26 protein-coding genes are annotated in these 17070 nt (G+C 42.5%); 23 read left to right on the top strand and 3 right to left on the bottom strand.

Translation table 11 applies throughout. The features are described from left to right. The first annotated feature begins 1 nt into the window (after window position 1). The 17 genes from rplN (at window position 2) to rplQ (ending at window position 8911) form a co-directional block, all read left to right on the top strand. Window positions 2–370 carry a 50S ribosomal protein L14 gene (rplN, locus tag A7325_RS12045; RefSeq protein ID WP_010196702.1) on the top strand — a complete coding sequence of 123 codons (369 nt, stop codon included), beginning with the start codon at window positions 2–4 and terminating at the stop codon, window positions 368–370. An 8-nt stretch (window positions 371–378) separates the two neighbouring features. Then, window positions 379–696, top strand: coding sequence for a 50S ribosomal protein L24 (gene rplX, locus A7325_RS12040; RefSeq protein ID WP_068408465.1), 318 nt, complete (start codon window positions 379–381; stop codon window positions 694–696). Between the two features lie 21 nt (window positions 697–717). Then, on the top strand, window positions 718–1254 hold the full coding sequence (gene rplE / locus A7325_RS12035; protein WP_068408463.1) for a 50S ribosomal protein L5: 537 nt from the start codon (window positions 718–720) through the stop codon (window positions 1252–1254). Between the two features lie 12 nt (window positions 1255–1266). Beyond that, window positions 1267–1572, top strand: coding sequence for a 30S ribosomal protein S14 (rpsN, locus tag A7325_RS12030; RefSeq protein ID WP_068408462.1), 306 nt, complete (start codon window positions 1267–1269; stop codon window positions 1570–1572). A gap of 11 nt (window positions 1573–1583) precedes the next feature. Further along, a complete protein-coding gene (gene rpsH, locus A7325_RS12025) occupies window positions 1584–1982 on the top strand; it encodes a 30S ribosomal protein S8 (protein WP_068408460.1) in 399 nt (132 codons plus the stop codon). Between the two features lie 194 nt (window positions 1983–2176). Further along, entirely contained in the window at window positions 2177–2710 is a 534-nt protein-coding gene (gene rplF, locus A7325_RS12020; RefSeq protein ID WP_068408459.1) for a 50S ribosomal protein L6, read from the top strand. Between the two features lie 11 nt (window positions 2711–2721). Next, a complete protein-coding gene (gene rplR / locus A7325_RS12015) occupies window positions 2722–3072 on the top strand; it encodes a 50S ribosomal protein L18 (protein WP_068408457.1) in 351 nt (116 codons plus the stop codon). 2 nt (window positions 3073–3074) lie between these two features. Then, window positions 3075–3590 carry a 30S ribosomal protein S5 gene (rpsE, locus tag A7325_RS12010; protein ID WP_068408455.1) on the top strand — a complete coding sequence of 172 codons (516 nt, stop codon included), beginning with the start codon at window positions 3075–3077 and terminating at the stop codon, window positions 3588–3590. Window positions 3591–3612: 22 nt separating this feature from the next. Beyond that, complete coding sequence (rpmD, locus tag A7325_RS12005) at window positions 3613–3792, top strand: 50S ribosomal protein L30 (RefSeq protein WP_068408453.1); 180 nt, start codon at window positions 3613–3615, stop codon at window positions 3790–3792. Continuing rightward, window positions 3792–4232 carry a 50S ribosomal protein L15 gene (gene rplO / locus A7325_RS12000; protein WP_068408451.1) on the top strand — a complete coding sequence of 147 codons (441 nt, stop codon included), beginning with the start codon at window positions 3792–3794 and terminating at the stop codon, window positions 4230–4232. Before rpmD ends, rplO begins: the two co-directional genes overlap by 1 nt. A 19-nt stretch (window positions 4233–4251) precedes the next feature. Next, window positions 4252–5583: a preprotein translocase subunit SecY gene (secY, locus tag A7325_RS11995; RefSeq protein ID WP_197488912.1), complete on the top strand. Its 1332-nt coding sequence runs from the start codon at window positions 4252–4254 to the stop codon at window positions 5581–5583. A 32-nt stretch (window positions 5584–5615) separates the two neighbouring features. Next, a complete protein-coding gene (gene rpmJ / locus A7325_RS11990) occupies window positions 5616–5732 on the top strand; it encodes a 50S ribosomal protein L36 (RefSeq protein ID WP_011279805.1) in 117 nt (38 codons plus the stop codon). A gap of 254 nt (window positions 5733–5986) precedes the next feature. Then, window positions 5987–6343, top strand: a complete 357-nt coding sequence (rpsM, locus tag A7325_RS11985; RefSeq protein ID WP_058025564.1) for a 30S ribosomal protein S13 — start codon at window positions 5987–5989, stop codon at window positions 6341–6343. Between the two features lie 20 nt (window positions 6344–6363). Next, window positions 6364–6753, top strand: coding sequence for a 30S ribosomal protein S11 (rpsK, locus tag A7325_RS11980; protein ID WP_058368279.1), 390 nt, complete (start codon window positions 6364–6366; stop codon window positions 6751–6753). Window positions 6754–6801: 48 nt separating this feature from the next. Beyond that, on the top strand, window positions 6802–7443 hold the full coding sequence (rpsD, locus tag A7325_RS11975) for a 30S ribosomal protein S4 (protein WP_068408447.1): 642 nt from the start codon (window positions 6802–6804) through the stop codon (window positions 7441–7443). An 81-nt stretch (window positions 7444–7524) separates the two neighbouring features. Next, the gene (locus A7325_RS11970) at window positions 7525–8532 is read left to right on the top strand and encodes a DNA-directed RNA polymerase subunit alpha (protein ID WP_068408445.1); all 1008 of its coding nucleotides are present in this window, start codon (window positions 7525–7527) and stop codon (window positions 8530–8532) included. A 19-nt stretch (window positions 8533–8551) separates the two neighbouring features. Beyond that, a complete protein-coding gene (rplQ, locus tag A7325_RS11965; protein WP_068408443.1) occupies window positions 8552–8911 on the top strand; it encodes a 50S ribosomal protein L17 in 360 nt (119 codons plus the stop codon). Between the two features lie 79 nt (window positions 8912–8990). Here the strand turns inward: rplQ and A7325_RS11960 are convergent, their stop codons facing one another. Both A7325_RS11960 and A7325_RS11955 read right to left on the bottom strand, forming a co-directional pair. After that, window positions 8991–9611, bottom strand: a complete 621-nt coding sequence (locus A7325_RS11960) for an L-threonylcarbamoyladenylate synthase (RefSeq protein ID WP_068408441.1) — start codon at window positions 9609–9611, stop codon at window positions 8991–8993. A gap of 507 nt (window positions 9612–10118) precedes the next feature. Further along, window positions 10119–10823 (bottom strand): elongation factor P hydroxylase, encoded by a 705-nt coding sequence (locus A7325_RS11955; protein WP_068408438.1) that lies wholly within the window; start codon window positions 10821–10823, stop codon window positions 10119–10121. A 186-nt stretch (window positions 10824–11009) separates the two neighbouring features. On the opposite strand from A7325_RS11955, the gene A7325_RS11950 reads away from it, so the two are divergent. The 6 genes from A7325_RS11950 to lysM all read left to right on the top strand — a co-directional run bounded on the left by A7325_RS11950 (window position 11010) and on the right by lysM (window position 15627). Then, entirely contained in the window at window positions 11010–11603 is a 594-nt protein-coding gene (locus tag A7325_RS11950; RefSeq protein ID WP_068408436.1) for a YceD family protein, read from the top strand. Between the two features lie 328 nt (window positions 11604–11931). Beyond that, window positions 11932–12114, top strand: a complete 183-nt coding sequence (gene rpmF, locus A7325_RS11945; RefSeq protein WP_068408434.1) for a 50S ribosomal protein L32 — start codon at window positions 11932–11934, stop codon at window positions 12112–12114. A gap of 382 nt (window positions 12115–12496) precedes the next feature. After that, window positions 12497–13465 (top strand): ACP S-malonyltransferase, encoded by a 969-nt coding sequence (gene fabD / locus A7325_RS11940; RefSeq protein WP_068408432.1) that lies wholly within the window; start codon window positions 12497–12499, stop codon window positions 13463–13465. After that, on the top strand, window positions 13456–14190 hold the full coding sequence (gene fabG / locus A7325_RS11935; protein WP_223808606.1) for a 3-oxoacyl-ACP reductase FabG: 735 nt from the start codon (window positions 13456–13458) through the stop codon (window positions 14188–14190). The genes fabD and fabG overlap by 10 nt, the downstream gene beginning before the upstream one ends. Before the next feature lie 283 nt (window positions 14191–14473). Continuing rightward, complete coding sequence (acpP, locus tag A7325_RS11930) at window positions 14474–14710, top strand: acyl carrier protein (protein ID WP_068034635.1); 237 nt, start codon at window positions 14474–14476, stop codon at window positions 14708–14710. A gap of 407 nt (window positions 14711–15117) precedes the next feature. Beyond that, window positions 15118–15627, top strand: a complete 510-nt coding sequence (lysM, locus tag A7325_RS11925; protein ID WP_068408428.1) for a peptidoglycan-binding protein LysM — start codon at window positions 15118–15120, stop codon at window positions 15625–15627. Between the two features lie 120 nt (window positions 15628–15747). On the opposite strand, the gene queG is transcribed toward lysM, so the two are convergent. Continuing rightward, complete coding sequence (queG, locus tag A7325_RS11920; RefSeq protein WP_082894402.1) at window positions 15748–17004, bottom strand: tRNA epoxyqueuosine(34) reductase QueG; 1257 nt, start codon at window positions 17002–17004, stop codon at window positions 15748–15750. Window positions 17005–17070: the final 66 nt, after the last annotated feature.

Here is a 17070-nt window from a genome sequence, read left to right as displayed (position 1 = left end):
TATGATTCAGGTTGAATCGATGCTGGAAGTTGCAGACAATAGCGGTGCAAGACGAGTTCAGTGCATTAAAGTACTGGGTGGCTCTCATCGTCGTTATGCATCAGTTGGCGACATTATTAAAGTAACGGTTAAAGAAGCCATTCCGCGTGGTCGTGTCAAAAAAGGCGACGTGATGAATGCTGTAGTTGTACGTACCAAAAAAGGCGTTCGTCGTCCTGATGGTTCAGTTCTGCGTTTTGATGACAATGCTGCGGTATTGTTGAACCAAAACAAAGCTCCGATAGCAACTCGTATTTTTGGACCGGTAACTCGTGAACTACGTGGTGATCAGTTTATGAAAATTGTATCACTAGCACCAGAAGTATTGTGAGGTAATCCATGTCAAAATTACGTAAAGGCGATACAGTTATCGTGATTGCTGGGAAAGACAAAGGCAAGCAAGGTACTGTACAAGCTGTAAAAAACGATCGTATTAAAGTTGAAGGCATTAACATTGTCACCAAACATCAGAAGCCAAATCAGGCAACTGGTACTGAAGGTGGCATCGTTAAGCAAGAAGCTTTTTTGCATATCTCAAATGTCGCAATTTTAAATGCGCAAACCCAAAAAGCTGATCGTATTACTTATCAGTTCGGTGAAGACGGCAAGAAACAACGCGTCTATCGTTCGAACGGTGAAGTAGTGGCGACTGCGTAAGACACTAAGGGTGTAATGGTAATGGCAAGATTAAAATCTTTATATAACGAAGAATTAAAGCAACAAATCAAAGAAGAGCTTGGTTTGGCGAACGTGATGCAAGTGCCTAAAATCACTAAAATCACGCTTAATATGGGTGTAGGCGGCGCGTCTCAAGACAAAAAATTGCTTGAAGGTGCTGTAGCTGACATGACCGCTATCGCTGGTCAAAAACCTGTCGTCACCAAAGCGCGCAAATCAGTTGCTGGCTTTAAAATTCGTGAAGAATGGCCAATTGGCTGTAAAGTAACGCTACGCGGTGAGCAAATGTACGAATTTTTAGATCGTCTCATTGCCATTGCAATTCCTCGTATTCGTGATTTCCGCGGTTTTTCACCTAAAGCCTTTGACGGACGTGGTAACTACTCATTGGGTATCAAAGAACAAATCGTATTCCCAGAAGTAGACTTTGACAAGATTGATCGTATCCGCGGTATGGATGTGACTATCACCACGTCAGCTGGTAATGATGAAGAAGGTCGTGCGTTGCTTAAAGCATTCGGCTTCCCATTTAAATAAGGTAAAGACGTTATGGCAAAGAAGAGCATGATTAACCGCGAATTGAAACGCGAAAAAATGGTTGCTAAATATGCTGAAAAGCGTATTAAGCTAAAAGAAACTATCAGTGATATCAACGCATCAGACGAAGAGCGTATGGAAGCGATGCTAGAGCTACAAGCCCTACCACGCAATGCATCACCAGTACGTCTACGCAACCGTTGTGCTATCACTGGTCGTCCTCACGGTTACTTCCGCAAGTTTGGCTTATCACGCAATATGCTGCGTGAGCGTGTCATGCAAGGCGATGTGCCTGGTGTTCGTAAAGCAAGCTGGTAAGGAGTAACGATATGAGTATGCAAGATACCGTTGGGGATATGCTAACCCGTATTCGTAACGCACAAATGGCTAATAAAGTATCGGTAGCAATGCCGAGCTCTAAACTACGTAAATCAATCGCTGACTTATTAGTAAGCGAAGGTTATGTAGCCAGCGCTGTTGTGACTGAGCAAGAAAATAACAAAGCAACTTTGACCATTGAATTAAAATACTTCGAAGGCAAAGCGGTTATTGAAACGATCCAACGTTATAGCCGTCCTGGCCTACGCCAGCATCGCGGTAAAGACGCTATCCCTACTGTTAAACAAGGTATGGGTGTTGCTATCGTATCAACCAGCCAAGGTATCATGAGCGATCGTGCTGCACGCGCTGCTGGTATCGGTGGTGAAATCGTTGCATTCGTTGCTTAATTAGCAATCATTGCTATCGGTAACGAGACGATAAAGTCTACTTGATCTTCGTTGGGCACTTATCAATTTTATCATACATATTTTTTAACATTGATAGGTGCCTAATGCAGTCAATTATGCTAAACTAACACGCTTTTTAGCCTGTTAGTTTTTTCGCTAATAAAAGTAAGTTAATTTTTTTAAGGAATATTCCTATGTCTCGTGTGGCTAAAGCCCCAGTAGCACTGCCTAGCGGCGTAAGTGTTACTTTGAACGATCGGCAGGTCGAAGTTAAAGGCAAAAATGGCAATATGTCTTTACGCCTGCATGAATTGGTCGAGCTAAAACAGGAAGATGATGCAATTCTTCTCTCACCTGCAGCCGATTCAAAAGAAGCCATGATGCATACTGGCACCATGCGCTCTTTACTAAACAATTTAGTAATAGGCGTAAACGAAGGTTTTGAAAGACGCCTTCAACTTATTGGTGTTGGTTATCGCGCTCAAGCTACTGGTAATAAAGTAACGCTAAACGTTGGTTACTCACATCCAGTAGAATATACGCTACCTGAAGGTGTATCAGCTGAAACCCCAACGCAAACTGAAATCGTTTTAAAATCAAACGATAAGCAGCAGCTTGGTCAAGCAGCGGCTAATATCCGCGGTTTCCGCCCACCAGAGCCTTATAAAGGTAAAGGTATTCGTTATAGTGACGAGCATGTGATTCGCAAAGAAGCCAAGAAAAAATAAGGTGAGTTGAAATGTTTGATAAAAAAGCAGCTCGTCTACGTCGAGCAAAGAAAACCCGTGCACATATCCGTTTTTTAGGCGTAAATCGCTTAACGGTTAACCGCACCCCAAGACATATTTATGCCCAAATTATCTCTCCAAACGGTGGTGAAGTGATTGCTCAGGCATCTACCTTAGACAGCAGCTTACGTTCAGGTGCAACTGGTAACGTTGATGCAGCGACGTCTGTGGGCCAATTGATCGCAGAACGCGCAAAAGCAGCTGGTATTACTAAAGTTGCCTTTGACCGTAGTGGTTTTAAATATCATGGTCGAGTAAAAGCTTTAGCTGAAGCTGCTCGCGAAAACGGATTGGAGTTTTAATCATGGCTAGAAATGATAAAAATGATAAAAATGAACAGACTGACGGTCTAGTAGAACGCTTAGTTACCGTAGATCGCGTTGCAAAAGTGGTTAAAGGTGGTCGTATTTTCTCATTCACTGCGCTAACCGTAGTGGGTGATGGTAATGGCCGTGTTGGTTTTGGTCGTGGTAAAGCACGTGAAGTGCCAGCTGCTATCCAAAAAGCACTTGAAGCTGCTAAGCGCAACATGATTACTGTTGAGCTTGATGGTGCAACTTTGTTCCATCCGATCAAAGCACGTCATGGTGCTAGTAAAGTTTACATGCAGCCTGCATCTGAAGGTACTGGCGTAATCGCTGGTGGCGCAATGCGTGCGGTATTAGAAGTTGCTGGTGTTAAAGACGTTTTAACGAAATCTCATGGTTCTACCAACACGGCAAACGTTGTACGTGCAACATTCAACGGTTTACGTGATATGTCAACTCCAGAAAAGATGGCAGCAAAACGTGGTAAATCTGTAGACGAAATCTTGGGTTAACTTAGAAACTAGGTGAGTTACGATGAAAAAAATGAAAGTCACTCAATTTAAATCGGGTGCCCATCGCCTCAAGAGCCACAAAGCGAGCTTGAAAGGATTGGGTTTACGCCGTATTGGTCATACTGTTGAAGTAGAAGATACTCCTTCAACGCGTGGTATGGTCAATCGCGTCAACTACATGGTAAAAGTGGAGGAAGCGTAATGGGACTTAGATTAAATGAATTATCACCAGGTGTTGGCGCGAAAAAAACTGCCCAACGTCGTGGTCGTGGTATTGGTTCAGGTCTTGGCAAAACTGGTGGTCGCGGTGTAAAAGGTCAGAAATCTCGTTCAGGTTCTAGCATTCGCTCAGGATTTGAAGGCGGTCAAATGCCTTTATATCGTCGCCTACCAAAATTTGGCTTTACCAGTAAAATGGCAATGACGACTGCTGAAGTTCGTCTGTCTGAACTAAACAAAGTCGAAGGCGATGTGGTTAGCATTGAAACATTAAAAGCTGCTAACGTTATCCGTCATGACATGAAACGCGTTCGTATTATGTTGTCAGGCGAAGTCACTAAAGCTTATACCTTTAAAGGTATCAAAGTGACTAAAGGCGCCAAGCAAGCAATCGAAGCTGCTGGTGGTAGCATCGAGGAGTAGTAACGTGTCAAAACAATCAATGTCATCGACTGGTATACCGCTCAATCCATTTGCCTTTATACGTAAGTATGATGAATTATGGACGCGTTTATTATTCTTAATCGGCGCATTGATTGTTTATCGTTTAGGGTCACATATTCCAGTACCGGGTATCAATCCGGTTAACTTGGCTGATCTGTTTTCGCGCAACGAAAATACCATTTTGAGCATGTTTAACATGTTCTCAGGTGGTGCACTAGAGCGTATGTCCATCATGGCACTTGGTATCATGCCGTATATCTCAGCATCGATTATCGTTCAGATGATGTCTGCGGTACTGCCATCGCTTGAAGCCCTGAAAAAAGAAGGCGAAGCGGGACGACGTAAGCTAAACAAGTACACCCGTCAGGGTACGCTTGCATTGGCGCTAGTACAGTCATTAGGGATGTGTGCTGGCCTTATCAGTCAGAATCTTACTTTATCTACTGGTTTGACTTTTTATATTCCAGCAGTTACCTCATTGGTAGCTGGCGCTATGTTCTTAATGTGGCTCGGTGAGCAGATTACAGAACGCGGCGTGGGTAATGGTATCTCAATGCTCATCTTTGCGAGTATTGTGGCTGGTACGCCAGGTATGATTTCGCAGTCTATCGAACAGGTCAATCAAGGGCAGATGAACTTGATTGTGCTTTTTATCTTTGTATTGCTAGGCATCGCAGTGACTGCTGGTATCGTTTATATTGAACGTGCCCAGCGCCGTGTCCCAGTAAACTATGCGCAGAAGCAACAACAAGGTCGCAAAATTTACGCTCAGCAGCAGTCACATTTGCCGCTTAAGCTAAATATGGCAGGGGTTATTCCTGCCATTTTTGCCAGCTCGTTATTGTTGTTTCCCGCAAGCTTAGGGCAGTGGGTTGGTCAATCGGCTGACCCTACCTTTACACAAAAGATATTACAAAATATGGCATTGGTGTTGTCTCCAGGGCAGCCGCTGTATTTGGTTCTGTTTGGCGCAATGATTATTTTCTTCTGTTACTTTTACACGGCATTAGTATTTAGTCCGCGTGAAGTTGCTGAAAACCTTAAACGTAGTGGTGCGTATATCCCAGGTATTCGCCCCGGACAACAAACTCAGCGTTACCTTGATCATGTATTAAACCGACTGACCTTTATTGGCGCGATGTATATGACGGTTATTTGTTTAATGCCAATGGTCGTGCAGTCATCGTTTGGTGTACCGTTTCAACTTGGTGGTACGTCATTACTGATTATGGTGGTTGTGGTAATGGACTTCATCTCGCAAATCCAAGCACATTTGATGACCCATCAATATCATGATCAGACGTTAATTCAATCGCCCACTCAACCTTAAATGAGCGGTACGATATCTCAAAGGAGTATGCTATGAAAGTTCAAGCATCAGTTAAAAAGATTTGTGGTAGCTGTAAAGTTGTGCGCCGTAAAGGCCGTGTACATGTTATTTGTACCGCAGAACCTCGCCACAAGCAACGTCAAGGTTAATATTTTAAAGACATAAAGCGTGACGCTTATTGGATTTATACAATTAATACTTGAAAAATGACGGCGGATGCGATATCATCCGCCACTTGCCGTAGTTTATGCGAAATCTTTTATAAAATGGTCAATGAATAGACTTGTTCTCAAGTTGAAGCAGCGATAATAATTATAAAAGCTTTAGTATTGACAGCAACAAATCTGAAAAATAACGCTTTATTAATGAATAAAGCTTATTTTTCTTTAATGGAGAGAAATCAATGGCTCGTATTGCCGGCGTAAACATTCCGGATAATAAGCATGCTGTTATTTCACTAACTTATATCTTTGGTATAGGTCGTACCACTGCTCAGAAAATCTTAGAAGCAGTTGGCATTGCCCCTACTACTAAAGTTAGCCAGTTAGATGATACACAGTTAGATGCTATCCGTGCACAAGTTGCAAATTACATGACTGAAGGTGATCTTCGTCGTGAAGTGTCAATGAATATCAAGCGCTTGGTTGATCTTGGTTGTTACCGTGGCATCCGCCATCGCCGTAACTTGCCAGTTAGAGGTCAGAACACCAAGAACAACGCTCGTACTCGTAAGGGTCCGACACGCCCTCTCAAAAGATAATTAACTTAGGAAGCTAAAAGATGGCTAAAGACACTCGTAGTCGCAAAAAAGTGACTCGTCGTTCAGTATCGGAGGGCGTTGCCCATATCCATGCGTCTTTTAATAACACCATTGTTACGATTACCGATCGTCAAGGTAATGCACTGGCTTGGGCCACTTCAGGTGGACAAGGCTTCCGTGGTTCACGTAAATCTACACCATTTGCCGCTCAGGTTGCAGCTGAAGTCGCTGGTAAAGCGGCTCAAGAATATGGTGTTAAGAATATCGACGTTTTGGTTAAAGGACCAGGACCGGGTCGTGAGTCTGCGGTAAGAGCACTTGGTGCATTGGGTTATAAAGTTAACAGCATCTCTGATGTAACCCCAATCCCACACAATGGTTGCCGTGCGCCGAAAAAGCGCCGCGTCTAATATTAAAGACGAAGCTTTTTATCATAAGAGCTTATAGGAGACATAACAATGGCCCGTTATATTGGACCAAAACTCAAATTATCACGTCGTGAAGGTACAGACTTAGGCCTTAAGTCTGGTGTTAAACCATATGACGTAAAAACGAAAAAAGCGGCTCGTCCACCTGGTCAACATGGTGTTAGCCGTAATAAGAGCTCAGAGTACTCTCTACAGTTACGTGAAAAACAAAAAGTTAAGCGTATCTACGGTGTATTAGAGCGCCAGTTTGCCAACTACTATAAAGAAGCTGCTCGTAAGCGCGGTGCTACTGGTGAAAACCTACTAGCGATGCTTGAGAGTCGCCTCGATAACGTCGTTTATCGCATGGGCTTTGGCTCAACTCGTGCTGAAGCACGTCAGCTAGTTAGCCATCGCACTGTGATGGTAAAAAAAGCTGGCCGCGATGAGTTTGTTCGTGTGAACATTCCATCAATTCAGTTGCAAGATGGTGATGTCGTCGCTATCCGTGAGAAGTCTCGCGAACAACTACGTATTAAAAACGCTATTGAACTAGCGACACAACGTGGTATTCCAGAATGGCTAGATGTTGACCACAGTAAACTACAAGGCACGTTTAAACAAGCGCCTGATCGCATTGATCTACCTGCTGAAATCAACGAAAGCTTGATCGTTGAGCTATACTCTAAGTAAGTAACGTACTGCTCGATGTTATAAAAATAGCATTGAGCAATTGACGTTAATTAAACCAGTTTAATAAATCGAGGTGACATCATGATGCTAAGTGCAACTGAGTTTCTAACGCCGAACGCCATTAACGTGGATACGGTTAATGAAACGATTGCGAAAGTCACGCTCGAACCGTTAGAACGCGGCTTTGGGCATACCTTAGGTAATGCCTTACGTCGCATCTTGTTATCTTCATTACCTGGTGCTGCAGTCATTGAAGCTGAGATTGATGGTGTTGACCATGAATACTCAACGCTTGAAGGACTACAAGAAGACGTACTTGACTTGCTTTTGAATTTAAAAGGCTTGGCAATTACCCTTCATGACCAAAATGAAGTATTCTTGACCTTGGATAAACAAGGTCCAGGCACTATTACTGCTGCAGACATCACGTTGCCGCATAATGTCGACATTATCAATCCAGAATTGGTATTGGGTACATTAAGCGACCGTGGTCATCTTAAGATGCGTTTGCGTGTGGTAATGGGTCGTGGATATGAGCCAGCAAACCAGCGCCGTGAAGATGGCGACACTAAAGCGATTGGACGCTTAAAGCTTGATGCAAGTTTTAGTCCAGTACTGCGTGTTGCTTATCAGGTTGAGAACGCACGTGTAGAACAACGTACCGATCTTGATCGTCTTATCATCGAGCTTGAAACTAATGGCACTATCGATCCAGAAGAAGCAATTCGTAAAGCAGCCACTATTTTACAACAACAGATTTCTATCTTTGTTGACCTAGAAGCTGAAGAAGCGCCTGAGCCTGTGAAAGAAAAAGAAGAGGTTGATCCGGTGCTATTACGCCCTGTGGACGATCTTGAACTAACGGTTCGCTCAGCCAACTGCTTGAAAGCTGAAAACATTTACTATATCGGTGATTTGGTACAGCGTTCAGAGACTGAACTTCTAAAAACCCCAAATCTTGGTAAGAAATCATTGACCGAAATCAAAGACGTATTAGCGTCTAAAGATTTAGAGCTCGGTATGCGCCTAGACAACTGGCCACCAGCTGACCTTCGTGTCGATGATCGCTTTTCTTATCGTAGCCGTTAAACTTTAAGGATTTTTGACTATGCGCCATCGTAAGAGTGGAGTCAAGCTGGGTCGTACCGGCAGTCATCGTAAGGCAATGTTTCAGAACATGACCAACTCATTATTTGAGCATGAACTGATCAAAACAACTTTACCAAAAGCAAAAGAATTACGCCGTGTTGCTGAGCCATTGATCACTTTGGCTAAAGAAGACAGCGTTGCTAATCGCCGTTTGGCATTTAGCCGTATGCGTAGCAAAACTATGGTAGGTAAATTATTTGGCACGCTTGGTCCTCGCTACCAAACTCGTCCAGGTGGTTATTTGCGTATCGTAAAATGCGGTTACCGTGATGGTGACAATGCGCCAATGGCTTATGTAGAATTGGTTGATCGTGACTAATTTTATGCGCTCATTGTATAATAAAAAAAGCTCCAATAATTTGGAGCTTTTTTTATGCCTTTTATTCTTAAAATTTTTTTTATGGTACGAGTGAGCTGACGTCAGCAGCACCTTGTCTGATGATTTCGGGCTGATTAGTGGTCATATCGACGATAGTAGTCAGTTTGGTGGTTTTGATACCAGCATTAATGAGACCATCTATTTGATTACCGAGTAACTCTTCAATCTCAAATGGATCGTCCAATATCTCATCTCGATGCGGCAATATGAGTGAACTGGTCAATATAGGCTCATCCATCGCTGCTAGCAATGCTTGCGCAATAGGATTGCTGGGCACGCGAATACCAATGGTTTTTTTCTTAGGATGCGCCAACTTCTTAGGTACATCTTTGGTGGCGTTTAAAATAAAGGTAATCGGTGCCGGCGTATGCGCTTTTAGCTGTTTAAATTGCACATTGTCCACCGTTGCATAGTTGGCAATCTCACTTAAATCGCGACATAACAAGGTGAATTGGTGCTTATCGTCAAGCTCACGGACATGTTTAAGCTTTTCTAGTGCGTCTTTAGCGCCTAAGCGGCAGCCAAAAGCATAACTGGTATCGGTAGGATAGATAAGTAATTGGTCGTTACGTAATAAATCTGCTGCTTGTTCGATAAGCCGCGGTTGTGGGTTGTCCGGATGAATGTAAAATACTTGCATGATTTTTCCTTATTTTATAATTATAGAGTGCTTCATAGGCATTTTTTTAAAAATGAAATTGTTTTGTTTTTTTAGCGTATCTCTCTGACTGCATCAAAAGATAGCGTTACTACTCAATCAGTATAATGCAAAGTAAATATAAGTTTATTAGCAAGGCGTTACGGTGAGTAGGGAAACGTTAACACTATAGTTGTGGACCGCTTTCGATAGGAAATAAGTATATATAGTGAGTGAAAAGTAATATAGATACTTCACGCACTGCTGATATCAATTTTTCTTGCTTGCTGTGCCTGTGCAGACAGAGGCTACAAAAAATTGATATCAGCAATACCGTAGCGTTTTTAGGATATTTTGACTATAGAGACCCCACTCTCAACTTATTTTTCTAAGGTATTGGTTTACTTAGTTTTTAAAATTTCAGTTAAAACAATTAAAATTTTAAATTCTATAAAAATCAAAGGCCTATGATAAGTTGAGATTGGCGTTATAGAGAGCAGTTTTTAATCGCTAATTAGCGGTACAAATCGTTAATAATGCCTGCAATAATATTTTGGCGTCATGTGGTAGCGTATGAGGTGCCGTGATATATGCTTTGGTCTGCTGATAGACGTCCTGCGCAAAGGTGCTAGTACTGGTATCAAAGGTGGCAAACAGATTGTCTTGCGACACTTGAAAAGAACACCTGCACGCTAAAGTAAATAAACACTCTAACGCTTGTGGTTTGATTTCTACACGCTCAAACGCTTGTTGTTGAGCCTCTGTGCGCCCATCCGGTGCATACCAATAGCCAAAGTCAGAGAGCTGTCTACGACGCTTTCCTGCAATAAAAAAATGGCTACACTCATGCAATCCGCTTTGAAAGAAACCATGGGCAAATTCAATACGTGCTGGCTGATTGTCTTTGGCAGGGAAATACTCTGGTTCGCCGGTGCCACGTACTAGGATAACGTGCTGGTGGGCAAATAGCGTATTGAATAAACTGATCAGCCAATCGGTCGCTGCTTTTTCATTCTCATCAACAGTGTTGGTATTTTCAGCATGGGTAATTTTCTGCCATTGTTTTGACAGTGCGTTTAACTGCATCTCTGAAATAGAGCTCAAAAACTCAGGTGGCTTTTTGGTTTCTAAAGTATTTAAACGATGTAGCAAGCGTTTTGCATCAGAGCCAGAAAGCAAGACAGAAAAGTCAGGATCAACAGCAGGCGATATCATATGAATAGATCAACCAAATAAAAAGGTGGAGCGCGTGATTTGCAACGCGAGCAAGCCAAGGTAAATGCAAACTTAATACGAAAGCACTTACCAAAAATCTTAACATACTAGCCCTAGCGCTCATCAGCGCTTTCCGTTAGTATGGCAGGCAATATTATACACCGTTTTTGATGAATGAGGCCGCGCATGTCAAGCACTCCAATAAACAAGCCGTCAGCGCTTCAGGCTGACAAAACAGCAGCTGCAATGTCGACCAACCTGCCAGAAGATGTTTCTTTAAGCAAATGGGAAGATAGTGGCTTTGAATGGTCAGGGCAAGTTGCACCGCGTTCGTTTGAGCGCCTAAATGCTATCTTGTCAACTGAGCACGAGCAATCAAACCTTGAGCTTAAAGCCAACCTATATCGCCATAATAATGTGTTGCATTTGTCTTTTACTCTCAAGGGTGAGATATGGTTGACCTGCCAGCGTTGTTTGCAACCGATTGCCATTGATTTGACTGATGATTATGATATTGCATTGTTAGATAACGAAAGCCAAGTGCGTTTGGTCGGTGAAGAGCAGGATTACTTGCTGCTCGATGAAATCATCACTGAGCCTGCGCCTGAGCGTTTATTGCCGTTTAAAAAATTGATCGAAGATGAGATTTTGCTAAAAGCGCCAATGGCACCAAAGCACGATGATTGCGAGATGAGTGTTGAGCAGTTTGGTGACATTCCAGAAGAAGAGGAAAATGAGAATCCTTTTGCAGCGTTAGCATCGTTAAAGGGCAAGTTATAGCCCCAGAACTGGCAGTATAACGTCGATAAATCATTACTTTCTACCTTTTATCAGCTTTTTGTCCAAGAGTGAAAAGCAAGGCTTTATTAATTGGCGAAACATGCGTATAATGTCCCGTTTATTGCATTCTAGCAACCTGCCGCTGGCAGAGAGAAGCTGGCTTCGCAAACGAACTATAGATTTTAGACGTAGTCAGCACTTTAATACGTGTGGCAATCTATTTAACTAATGATGCGTAAGACTTAGGTTGTTGTGATTATATAGCCTCTGTCAGTATCGATTAAAGCTGAATTTCAAGCTTAACCCTTTTAAGTATAGGAGCTATATCATGGCTGTTCAAAAAAGTCGTAAAAGTCGTTCTCGTCGTGACATGCGCCGTTCACATCATCGTATGGAAGTGGCTGAATTAAGCATCGACGCTACTACTGGTGAAAAACATCGTCGTCATCACATGACTAAAGATGGTTTCTATCGTGGTCGCCAGCTTTTTAAAGTTAGTCAAGACGCTTAATTTATTTGCCCACTGATGGTTGATGCAAAATGCTGGTAGTTCTAATGACTATCGATGATTTTACACAGTTGTTATGGTGCAAGCAGTTTAAGCAAACAAGAGCCAAGTTATCTCGCTATCATATATTATGAAGTCAGATATCTTGGCTTTTTGTTATCTATTTTTTATCAAGTAGTGATTATAGAGATATCACATTTTAAGCGTTCAGTCTTTGATAACTATGCTTATTGTCTGCGTCAGTGTATAGTTTAATAGCAGTCGGCTGTCTTAAAGGAATAATGATAGCGGCGCTCTTCATAATAAATCTTTTTTATTATCTTTTAATCCTATAATAAACCCCATGTATTTAGGGGTATTTCCAATTAAATAAGGAATATTGGTTATGGCCTCTGTACCCGATATGGTAAAAAAACAACCCACCCGTATAGCTGTGCTATTCCCTGGACAAGGTTCACAAGTGGTCGGTATGCTGAGCGAGCTTGCTGAAACCTATCCTGAAATTCATGATACCTTTACCGAAGCCAGTACAGCGCTTGGTGAAGACTTATGGGCAATTTGTCAGGACGAAGACAAACTGAATAAAACCCAATATACTCAGCCGGCTTTATTGACTGCTAGTATCGCTGTTTGGCGCATCTTACAACAAAAAATAGAAGATAAGCCTTGTTACCTAGCGGGTCATTCCTTGGGTGAATATAGCGCCTTATGTGCCGCTGGAGTGATATCCTTAGCTGATGCGGTCAAGCTGGTGCATAAACGCGGTCAATTGATGCAAGAGGCGGTAGCAGGGGTCGATACGGCGATGGCAGCGGTGCTTGGTCTTGAAGACCACCGCGTCGAAAACTTATGCGAACAAGCGACCGAGCACGTTGATGATGCCATTGTTGGCGCCGCAAACTTTAATAGTCCAGGTCAAGTGGTGGTTTCAGGTAATGCCGCTGGCGTCAACGCCGTCATTGATAAAGTTCAAAATACTGGTAAAAAAGCCATTCCATTAAAGGTTAGTGTACCGTCGCATTGTGCGCTTATGGAGCCTGCAACAAATGCCTTGGCTGATGAGTTGGCAGCCATTCAATTTGATCAAGCAACCATTCCAGTGATTCAAAACCGCCATGCGCGCGTTGAAAGCAATGCAGTCGCTATCAAGCAAGCATTGACCGAGCAGCTCAGTGAACCGGTCTTATGGTCAAAAACCATGCAGGAATTGGCAGATAAGCAAATTAATATTTTAATCGAATGTGGCAGCGGTAACGTCTTAAGTAATTTGGCCAAGCGTCAAGCGCATCCTATCGTAAGTTATCCTACCGACAAGCCTGCCCGTTTAGATAAGTTGATGGAGGTATTATCATGAGCCGTACGATTACATTAGTGACGGGCGCAAGCCGCGGTATCGGTAAAGCGGTCGCTAAACGTTTTGCCAAAGAAGGACACTTTGTCATTGGCACCGCGACCACCGAAAAAGGCGCAGCACTTATCGAAGAATACTTAAACGATAGTGGTGGTATTGGGCGCGTGCTAGACGTGCGCGATACGGCGCAGATTGATAAGCTGTTTGAAGAAATCGAAAGCGTTTATGGCGCCGTACAAGTACTGGTTAATAATGCCGGTATCACCCAAGATGGCTTATTGATGCGTATGAAAGATGAAGATTGGGACAATGTTGTCGATACCAATCTGACTTCGGTTTATCGTATGAGTAAGCGGGCGGTACGCGGTATGATGAAAGCGCGCCGTGGCCGTATTATCAATATCACCTCTGTGGTTGCACAGATGGGCAATGCGGGTCAATCTAACTATGCGGCCACTAAAGCCGGCGTCGAAGGCTTTAGCCGAACGCTAGCGCGCGAAATCGGCTCACGCCAAGTGACGATTAACTGTGTGGCACCGGGTCTTATTGAAACCGATATGACCGATGAGCTTGACGAGCGCCTACTTAACTCAATGCTTGATGCGGTTCCAATCAGCCGTCTTGGTCAGCCAGAAGATATCGCTGCCGCCGTGTTTTTCTTAGCAGGTGATGAAGCCAGCTATATTACAGGTGCGGTTATTCCGGTTAATGGCGGTATGTACATGTAGCGTTAGAACTATCATTCTAATTTGGCGTTACATAGTTATAATAAAAAACTCTGTGAACGAGTGTAAACTATAATAAAGGGTGCTATAATAGCGGATGCTTTTTTGTCAAAGCCCTGTATGATAGCTAGGTTTTAGCAGACATTAGTCAAAACGTATAATTGGTTATCTGTCTACCAGACAGCCGTGATAATTTGACCAGCCCATTTTATATATACTGCCATAGCGCTTTATCATAAGACTATGGCAATTTGTCGAAATAATAGATCAAAAAGGAGAAATCTACATGAGTAATGATACCGAGCTAAGAGTTAAATCTGCGGTAGCGGAACAATTAGGTATGAACGTTGAAGACATCAACAATGATGCTTCATTCATGGAAGACTTAGGCGCTGATTCATTAGACCTAGTTGAATTGGTTATGTCATTCGAAAGCGATTTCGGCATCACTATTCCTGATGAAGATTCAGCAGAATTAACGACTGTTCAAAAAGCCATTGATTACGTACAAGCGCAATTGTAATTAATCATTCGCTTAGTAAGTGTGCTATGACCGTTTATCTTTATTGATAAGCGGTTTTTTTAACGCTATTTTTTAGAGGTAGTGATTAACTCTCTGTTTTACCGCTTATATTTACTCAATTCACTGCCATATTTGAATGGTAGCTATTAATGATAAAGTTACATAAGCTACGCCAAATCAACATTACTCAACATACTATTACTAGAGACGGTATTTGCCTTTGTCTATACTAAGAATGGTAAGCAGTAATAAGGTGATATTTTTTATATTGATGAAACCTTAATCACTGTTTAGAGATAAAAATTTTATCCAGATATAGGTGATGCGAGAGTGACAAACGTTAAATACATTGCCTATTAAAACAATAATGATAAATAATAGATAACAATATTTTAAGGAGCAATTTTATGGGTATGTTCAGTTTTGCAAAAGACATCGGTGAAAAGATTTTTAACCGTGACGATGCCAAGCATGACGCTAAAGTAGAAACTAAAGCGGATGCTAATACCCCAGTTCAAAGCACGGAGCCTTCTGCTCAGTCAGTTGCCAATATTTTACTACGCCGTATTCAGCAGCAAAATCTGAATATCAGTAATCTAAAAGTAAAATATAATGGTTCTACAGATACCGCAGAAATCAGTGGTAAGGCCAAAACCCAAGCGGATCGCGAAAAAGCCATTATCGCTATCGGTAACGTGCAAAACGTCGCTAAAGTTATTGATAATATCGATATCGAAGAAGATGCGCCTGAATCTACTATGTACACAGTAAAATCTGGCGATAGCTTATCTAAAATTGCCAAAGAAGTGTATGGTTCAACGGGTGATTATATGAAGATATTTGAAGCCAATAAGCCAATGCTTTCTGATCCAGATAAGATTTATCCAGGTCAAGTACTACGTATTCCTAAGCCATGAGATGATTTTGAATATTAAAATATAGACTTTTAAACATAAATATTTAAAGTTAACCGCTAACAAAAATGCCTCTTCCTAACATTAGAGGCATTTTTTTTTGGTCTTTATTTTCCATAGCATTTACGGTTTTAAATTTTCTAATTTTACCTGCTGTTCTTTAATTGCCCAATGGATATGTTCGTCCAGCATGGCATTATGAACGCCTAATTTTGCTTGCAGCTGAGTAATTATTTCCGTACTACCATCGGCATTGCCAAGGCCAATGGCGATATTGCGTAAAAAATTCACGTAACCGGTGCGTCTAAGCGGACTGCCTTCGGTTTTTTTCATAAACTCCGCTTCTTGCCATTGCCATAGCTCAAGCAAACTGCTGTTATCAAGGTTGTGCCTTGGAGCAAAATCTTCTACTGACGTGATATTGGCGTAGCGATTCCACGGACAAATAAGCTGACAGTCGTCACAACCAAAGATACGATTACCGATGGCACGGCGATATTTGCTATCAATAATGCCGTCGTGTTCAATGGTAAGGTAAGAGATACAAGCAGAAGCGTTAAGCTCATAGGGCGCGATAATAGCCTGAGTAGGGCAGACGTCAATACAGGCGCTGCAACTGCCGCAATGCTCCTTGACCGGTTCGTCATCCGGCAGCTCAAGGCTCATAAATAGCTCGCCTAATACAAAAAACGAACCAGCTTGCTTGTTTATGAGCAGGGTATGTTTGCCCGTCCAGCCAAGCCCCGCCGCATCGGCAATAGGACGCTCAAAGATAGGCGCAGAATCGCTAAAGGGGCGAAAAATAAAGTCCTGCTCTGAGCCGATATTAAGATGCTGCCATTCAGGGAGCATGGTTTCTATTTTTAATGCCAGTTGTTTTAGGCGACTACGCATGGTTTTATGATAGTCACGTCCTCTGGCATAACGGGCGATGATACCTTGATTGGGATAAGCGTTATCAGTGACTACGCGTGGCGTGGGCGTTTGGGTTAAATAATCCATACGCACGCTAATAATGGTTTTTGCGCCTTCTACCAATAGCGCAGGTTGCGCCCGTAAATGATGGTTATGATGCATAAACTGCAATTGCCCTTCATACCCTTTCGCTAGCCATTGCTTTAAGTGCTCTGTTTGCTGAACAAATAAAGGATGATGCACTGATAAAAAACCACAGTCAGCAAATCCTAGGGCTTGCGCTTGGGTTTTAATCCATTGTTTGACGTCTGCCGGTGTAGCAAATTCTGACGCATTATGAACGGCAATTCTTGCTTGCCCTGCATGATTAGGCGCAGATGTCTGCGCTGCTAAATTGTGAGCATCTGAGGTCTGTGCGCCTGACTGTGTTGATTGAAGGTGCGTAGGTTGGGCTTTGCTATTCATAATGCGCTATAAATGATAATGTGAATAGCAGTATGATAAGCCAGTGAGTTACGAGCGCAAGTAGTA

Origin of the sequence: Psychrobacter sp. SHUES1 (assembly GCF_001652315.1) — a bacterium.
Lineage (GTDB): Bacteria > Pseudomonadota > Gammaproteobacteria > Pseudomonadales > Moraxellaceae > Psychrobacter > Psychrobacter faecalis.
This window is presented reverse-complemented; position numbering and strand designations above follow the sequence as displayed.